This is a genomic window from Clostridium sp. CMCC3677 (genome assembly GCF_023845585.1).
Taxonomy (GTDB): domain Bacteria; phylum Bacillota; class Clostridia; order Clostridiales; family Clostridiaceae; genus Clostridium; species Clostridium aquiflavi.
The window spans coordinates 506,822-514,423 of the sequence record NZ_JAMQHS010000001.1 but is presented as its reverse complement, the minus strand read 5'-3'; the positions used below and the strand labels follow the sequence as shown (position 1 = coordinate 514,423).

General features: G+C 25.2%; 4 protein-coding genes. All 4 read right to left on the bottom strand.

Annotated elements, in window-relative coordinates; all coding sequences use genetic code 11:
* Positions 1-246: 246 nt before the first annotated feature.
* Positions 247-384: a six-cysteine ranthipeptide SCIFF gene (gene scfA / locus NG901_RS02095; protein ID WP_003371542.1), complete on the bottom strand. Its 138-nt coding sequence runs from the start codon at positions 382-384 to the stop codon at positions 247-249.
* A 294-nt stretch (positions 385-678) separates the two neighbouring features.
* The gene (gene htpG, locus NG901_RS02090) at positions 679-2,607 is read right to left on the bottom strand and encodes a molecular chaperone HtpG (protein ID WP_252212083.1); all 1,929 of its coding nucleotides are present in this window, start codon (positions 2,605-2,607) and stop codon (positions 679-681) included.
* A gap of 234 nt (positions 2,608-2,841) precedes the next feature.
* Entirely contained in the window at positions 2,842-6,384 is a 3,543-nt protein-coding gene (locus tag NG901_RS02085; RefSeq protein WP_252212081.1) for an SbcC/MukB-like Walker B domain-containing protein, read from the bottom strand.
* The gene (locus tag NG901_RS02080) at positions 6,371-7,591 is read right to left on the bottom strand and encodes an exonuclease SbcCD subunit D (RefSeq protein ID WP_252212080.1); all 1,221 of its coding nucleotides are present in this window, start codon (positions 7,589-7,591) and stop codon (positions 6,371-6,373) included. Before NG901_RS02080 ends, NG901_RS02085 begins: the two co-directional genes overlap by 14 nt.
* Positions 7,592-7,602 lie beyond the last annotated feature (11 nt).

Sequence of the window (7,602 nt, the reverse complement as noted above, 5' to 3'; positions counted from 1 at the left end):
GATATATGCATAAGCAAAGTGGACTGAGTAATTGAACTTAGGAATGCTAAAATGAGTATAGTCCCATTTTAGCTTGCTCCCAATATAAAATTGTGACAAGCAGTAAATATGACAATACTCATTAAGAATTCTCAAAGTCCAATTACAATGCCACTTTACCTATTGCATATATCAACACGCATTTAAAACAGAGCCATAAAATAAAAAAGTTAGCAGTAACTATCTAGTTACTGCTATTAAGGTATATTAGTTTTCACATTCTAAGTTTGCAACTGTGCAAGATGTCTTACATGCTGATTGACATGAGTTAGCACATTCTTTGCATCCTGGCTTACATAAACTATTTTTTATGTTTGTTTTATTGATTGTTTTTATGTGTTTCATTATAAAAACACCTCCATTTAAAAATATACGGTGTTATTATACCATAATACTCTAAGGTATTAAAGGACAAGCTTACCACCTTTTTAATATATACTCAAATTATAGTAACATTATTCTCCTAAGAACTGCATTAATAATAAATTTATAAATTATTTAGTATAAAATTTATATAATTATCACATAATATATAAATTGCTTAAAATATTAATTTAAATAATTCAATAAAAATAATATATAATAACAAAAAAGGTACCTGAAAAATTCATCAAGTACCTTTTTAGCAATACTGTTATTTTATAATAAAATTCTACTTAAAAGTTCATTATTTCTCTTTATAAATTCATCCATATCTTCTGGACTTAATTCCTTATTAGCTATTTTAGCTAAATCAAATATGTGTTCACAAATGAATTTAACATCTTCTTTTTTAGAATCATCTTCATATAAACTTATAATCTTTTTAACAATAGTATTATTGTTATTTACTACTAAAGTTTTTTCTTCATCAAACATTCCTGCTGGCATATTCATAGCTGCATACATTTTGCTCATTTCAGCCATTCTTCTTGACTGTTCAGATATTAATATCATAGCAGGAGTTCCTGCATCCTTTAATCCCTCTACTGATATATTCTTTATCTTTTCACCAAGAGTAGATTTAAACATTTCCTCTATTTTTTTATTTAATTCTTTTACTTCTTCAGTGTTAGAATCTTCATCAGATTTTAAAACATCTGATATATCTGAATCTATTCTAGTAAATTGTACTCCACTTTCTTTCATTTCTAAGAAAGATATTAAATGATTATCTAAACTTGCATCTAATATAATTGCATCTAATTCATATTCTTTAAATAATTTTATATATTGAGATTGTTGTCTTACATCATTTACATAGAATACTTTATTTTCATGTTTTTCTTTAGCTTTTTCTAAATAATCTTTTAATGTAACATATTCATCATTAATAGTTTTAAATATAATTATATCTTTAATTTTTTCATAGAATTTTTCATCTCTTAAACATCCATACTTAATGAATATTTGTATATCATTCCAGAATTTATTATATTCATCTCTGCTATTTTTAAATAATGATGTTAGCTTATCAGCTACTTTTTTAACTATATGATTAGATATTTTAGCTACATCTTTATCATTTTGTAAAAAGCTTCTTGAAACATTAAGAGGTAAATCCGGACAATCTATTGCACCCTTTAAAAGTAATAAAAATTCTGGAATTACTTCTTTTATATTATCAGCAACAAAAACTTGATTGTTATAAAGCTTAACTTGACCTTCTGTAGCTTCTAATTCATGTTTTAATTTAGGGAAATATAATATTCCTTTTAAATTAAATGGATAATCCACATTTAAATGAATCCAAAATAGCGGTTCATTGAAATCAGTAAATACATGTCTATAAAAAGCTTTATATTCTTCATCAGTACATTCGCTTGGTTTTTTCATCCAAAGAGGATGTGTATCATTTAAAGGTTTTGCTTCTTCTGGTGTTATAAGTTCTTTATACTCAGTTCCATCTTCATTTTTCTTTGTTTCATATTTAGGTTCTTCTTTTACCTTGTTTTCATCTTCTAAATATATTTCTATAGGTAAGAATGAACAATACTTAGTAATAATAGTTCTAAGCTTGTATTCATCTAAAAATTCATTACTATCTTCATTGATATATAAAGTTATTATTGTACCTCTTTCATTTTTAGAATCCGAGTTAGAAATCTCAAATTCAGTACCACCTTCACATATCCATCTTGTAGGTTCTGAACCCTCTTTATATGATAATGTATCAATTTGAACTTTATCAGAAACCATAAATGCTGAATAAAATCCTAGTCCAAAATGACCTATGATATCACTACCTTCATCCATTTTATCTTTGTACTTCTCTACAAAATCTTCTGCTCCTGAAAAAGCTACTTGATTTATATATTTTTTAACTTCGTCTTCTGTCATTCCAATTCCGTTGTCAATAAATTTAAGAGTTTTTTTCTCTTTATTTACTATTACTGTAACCTTAAATTTTTCATTTTCATCTACATTTGCTTCACCTAAAGCTGATAATCTTTTTAACTTACTTATAGCATCACAAGCATTACTTATAAGTTCTCTAATGAAAATATCCTTATCCGAATATAACCATTTTTTAATAATAGGGAATATATTTTCTGTATGAATTGAAATATTACCATTTTCTTTTATCATAAACTATCACTCCTTCTAATATCTCGTGTACTTGCTTCTTCACACTATATTTCTTTTTATAGTGAATATTTTATTAACACAACTAAATATTGTCAATGTTTAAAAAATGAATACTTTTTCTAAAAATCTTAATTATCTTAAACCATTCAGTATAAATCTAAGTTTTTCTTCAATTTTGACTTTCTTTGACCTTTGTTTACTCTGAATATTTTCCCATTTACCCATTAATATAGTTTAACTTCGTTCAATCCTTACCTTGCTTCCCCCTTTTCCTGATTCTGCTGAAGTAAGTATTAACTTTACAGGCACTCTATTTTTAATAGACTCAACATGACTGATTATACCTATTTTTAATTTATCATTATGCAATCTTTCTAACGAACTCATAACTACTTCTAATAAATTATCATCTAATGTTCCAAATCCTTCATCTAGGAAAAACAATTCTAATGGTGCTGTTCCCTTAAGCTGTATTTGTGATGATAATGCCAATGCTAATGCTAGTGATGTTAAAAATGTTTCTCCTCCTGATAAGGTAGATGCATCTCTTTCAGCACCTCCATTTTTATAATCTCTTATTATAAATTTTCCATTTTCATCTACTTCCAATCCATAAGTTCCATTAGTTATTTCCTTTAATTTTTTAGATGCTTCCATTGAAATATATTTTAATTGAGTAATAGCAACAAACTCTACAAACTTCTTACCTTTAAATAATTTATCTAAATCATCTAGCAAAGCTAATTTATGATCAATCTTTTCTTTTTTGATTAATAAATCCTTAAGCTCTTTAAGTTTATTGTCTATAAATTTATATTCTTCTTCTAATTTAATTTTAATTTCATTTAATGATTCAAATTTTAGTTTCTTTTCTTTTACACTATTTTGAATACTTATCCATTGTTGTTCTGTAACTTCTCTATTATTTAATTTTTTAACTAAGTTCTCTATTGCTCCTTTGATTTTAGATAAATCTTCTTTATATTTTTCTATCTTTGCCTTTAATATTTCAATGTCATTAAGTTCAATAATATTTGCTTTTACTTCTTCTATAGATTCAAAATTTTCACTTTTTAAACTTTTATTTAAATTTTCTTTTTCTATTTCACATCTCTTTATAATCTGATTTTCCTTAGCTACTATTGAAATAAATTCCTCATTACATTTTTCATATTTAATACAAATTATGTCTTTCAATTCATGAATTAATTTAAATTCTTTTTCTATACACTCTATTTCTTTTTTTATAGAATCTAATAACATAAACAACTTATTTCTATCAATATTATTTGAATCATCAATTAAATTAAATTCTTTTTCTAACTTATCTTTTATTATTTTTATTTTTTCTTCTCTATTTTTATTTTTTTCATTTAATGATGTACGTGCATACGTTCCTTCTTCAGTAATTAAGTTTAAATTTTCTTGTACTTTATCCTTTTCTTTAATTAAGGTTTCAAGATTAATTCTAAATTCTTTTATCTTCTTTGATAAAATTTCTCTTTCTTTTTCTATATTAACTATCTCTTGACTTTTTTTATTAAAATCACTGACATTAGTTTCTCTTATAATAATATTTAATTTTTCATTTATATTGTTAAGTTCTCCTATATCAATAGCTAATTCTTCATTTATCAAATTTACTTGTGTTTCTTTTTCCTTTATTAAAGTTGATATTCTTTCACTATCATTTTCCAATTTATGATTCTCATCTTTTAGTTGTATAAGTGCATTTTCTAACACTTCTTTTTTTGCATCATAGTTTTCTATATCTTTTTTCAACCTATTAAATTGACCTTCTAAATCCTTAGGTACTACGTTTTTAAACTCTTCTCCTAAATTTTCTATTTGAAGATTTTTCTCTCTAATTTTATCTTCCTCAGAGTTGATTTTAGTATTATATATTGTTATGTCTTGTTCCAATACTTTTAAGTTAATTTCATAATCATTAATTTTATTATTTAATTGATTTACTATATCATCATCTAAATCATCTATTAACTTATCTTTGCTTTTTATACCATGTTCTAATGATCCACATACCGGGCATGCTTCACCATTCTTTAAATTCATTCTTATTTTAAAAGCTAAATTTTCTATTTCACATTTTTTGTATTTTTCTTTTAAGTCTAATAATTCATTATCAATACTAGATTTTTTATCTTTATCTTTTTTTAATAATTCTTCTAATTCTTCAATTAATAATTTAGATTTTTTTATTTCATCAGAATATTGATTGAATTTTTCCCACTTTTCATTACAATTAGTTAGATTTTTTTGAAGTATTAATAAATCTTCCTGGTTACCTGGACAGTGTTTAATCAAGTTTTCTAATTCATCCTTGCTTTTATTTAATGAATTAGACTTTACTTTATATATTTTTTGTAACTCATCAAAATTCACTTTTAAATTTTCTATTTCTTTATTTATATTCGTTAATTTATCTTTATTATTACTAATATTTTTTTCAAATAAACTGTATTTTTCAGTGATTAAAAGACCATCTTGAATCTTAACTTTTAATTCATCATCTATTTTTAAGCTTTCAAATTTTTCTTCCAATTCCTTGATATTAATAGTTGTATTTTTAATACTATCCTCTATAATTAAACTATTATTCTTTTCTTTCTTATATTTTTCTCTTAATACTTGAACCTTTGAAGAAATTTCTTCTATTTCTTTATCTAAAATATCTAACTTATTTTTTTCTTCTATTACGTCATTTATTTTTTGTTCTCTTAATTTTAATTCTGGTATTTCTTTATCTTTTTTTTCTGTAATTTCTAATAAATTTTTTTCTGAATTTTCTTTTTCAACCTTCAATTTTTTAAAGTTTATTTCTAATCTCTCTTTTTCTTTTTGAGTCTCATTGCCTTCATTTAAAGTATTTTCATATGCTAATACATATGGATTAACCTTTAATGCAGCTTCCGCAAGTTTAATCTTAATTTTATCTTCTTCTATTTCACTAGATTTATAATTTAAAACTTTTTCTTGTTCTTTATAAGAGTTTAATTCAAATTGTAAATTCCAAATTTCTTCACTAGATTTATATTTTTTCTCTATATCTTTTAATTCATTATTTGCATTACTTAATTGATTTTTAGCACATTCTAGTTCTTCATTTTTTAAATTAAGTTTTTCACTGCTAACTTCATCATAACCTTTTAATTCTCCAGTTAGAAGATTACTCTCTGTTTTTTCTTTACCTATTTCTCTAGATAATTTTACCGAAAGAATATTTCCATACTTTTGAAGATTAAATAATCTTTCAAGCATCTCTCTTCTACTTTTTCCTTCAAGCTTTAAAAATTCACTAAATTTGCCTTGTGGCAATACAACTGTTCTAGTAAAATCCTCTAATCCAAGACCTATTATTTCTTCACATTTTTCAGTTACTTTTTGAGCTTTATCAGCTAAAACTTCTTCTATTTCATTGGTTTTATCAATTATTTTAGCCCTTGAAGTTCTTGGATTACCAGTTTTATTATCACGTTTAAATTCTCTACTTACAACGTATGTTCGCTTTTCTATACCTGATATTTGAAATTTAAAACTTACATTTAATGAATCACAATTAGTATTTATATAGTTAGAGCTTTTTCTTGAAACCTGTCCATATAAAGCTAATGTTATTCCATCTAAAATAGTTGATTTTCCACTACCTGTAGGTCCAAAAATCCCAAAAAATCCTCTTTCAGTCAACTTATTAAAATCTATCTTCTGCTCTTCTATAAAACTATTTAATCCCTTAATCCTAAGCTCAATTGGTCTCATCTTCTTCACCTACCTCTGACATTATATTTAAAAATAACTCAACAACTTCCGTGTCTGCTTCAACGCCTCTTTCTTTCTTATAAAAATCCTTAAATATTTCATCAAAAGACTTTTCTGATATATTCTTAATATCTTCTTCCTCATCATTTATTTTAATCTTAGGAATTATCTCTAATATATCTTTCTTAAAATCTTTCATCTGCTTTATTTCATCTTCTCTTACATATCTATCAGTTTCTATTTCAAGATAAACAAAGCTTTCTCTTTCTGAGTTTTCTTTACATTTTAATATTGCTTCATCAATATTAGTGCATTTCCATATTTCAATAGGCTTATATACCTTTAAATCAATGTCTTGTATATTAGGCTCTTCATTGCATTTTACATCTACAATAAAACACTTCTTATCAAAATTTATTTCTTTTCTATTATAATGAATAGGTGATCCACAATATCTTGCTCTTTTATTAGTACCAGGAACAATTTGTGGTTTATGAACATGCCCTAAAGCTACATATTGAGCTTCATGGGGAAAACATCCTCCATCTACTATATAGCTTCCCCCTAACTGAATACTTCTTTCTGAACCACCTTCTTCACTCCCCATAGCAAATAAATGTGATGCAACTAAATTAATCGTATCTTTTCTATAATGTACCTTAAGAGAATCAAATAATGAATGTATTCTATCGCTATAAGACTTCACTCTATCTTCTTCATTGTCCATTTCTCCATATAAAACTTCATTTAATCTTTTTTCACTAGGATATGGAACAGTTAATATAACAGCTTTTTCATCATTTATTTCTAATTCAACATATCCTTCTCCAGACTCTATAACTTTATGATTTCCATATTCACCACATTGAACTATGGTTTTAGGAGTACCAACCATAATTATTCCATGATCTCTTGCAAGAGGACCTGCTGATACAAGTCTTTCTGGACTATCATGATTGCCTGATATAACTAATGTAATTCTCTCGCCATTAGATGATATTTTTTTCAATGTATCATAAAACATTTTTTCTGCTCTTGCTGGGGGATTACTAGAATCATACACATCACCTGCAATAATAACTAAATCTATATTATTTTCTTTAACTAACTTAGCAAAATCATTTAAAAATAATTCCTGCTCATCCATTCTACTTTTTCCCTCTAGGTTTTTACCTAAATGCCAGTCACCAGTATGTAATATCCTCATCTTTACCTCCC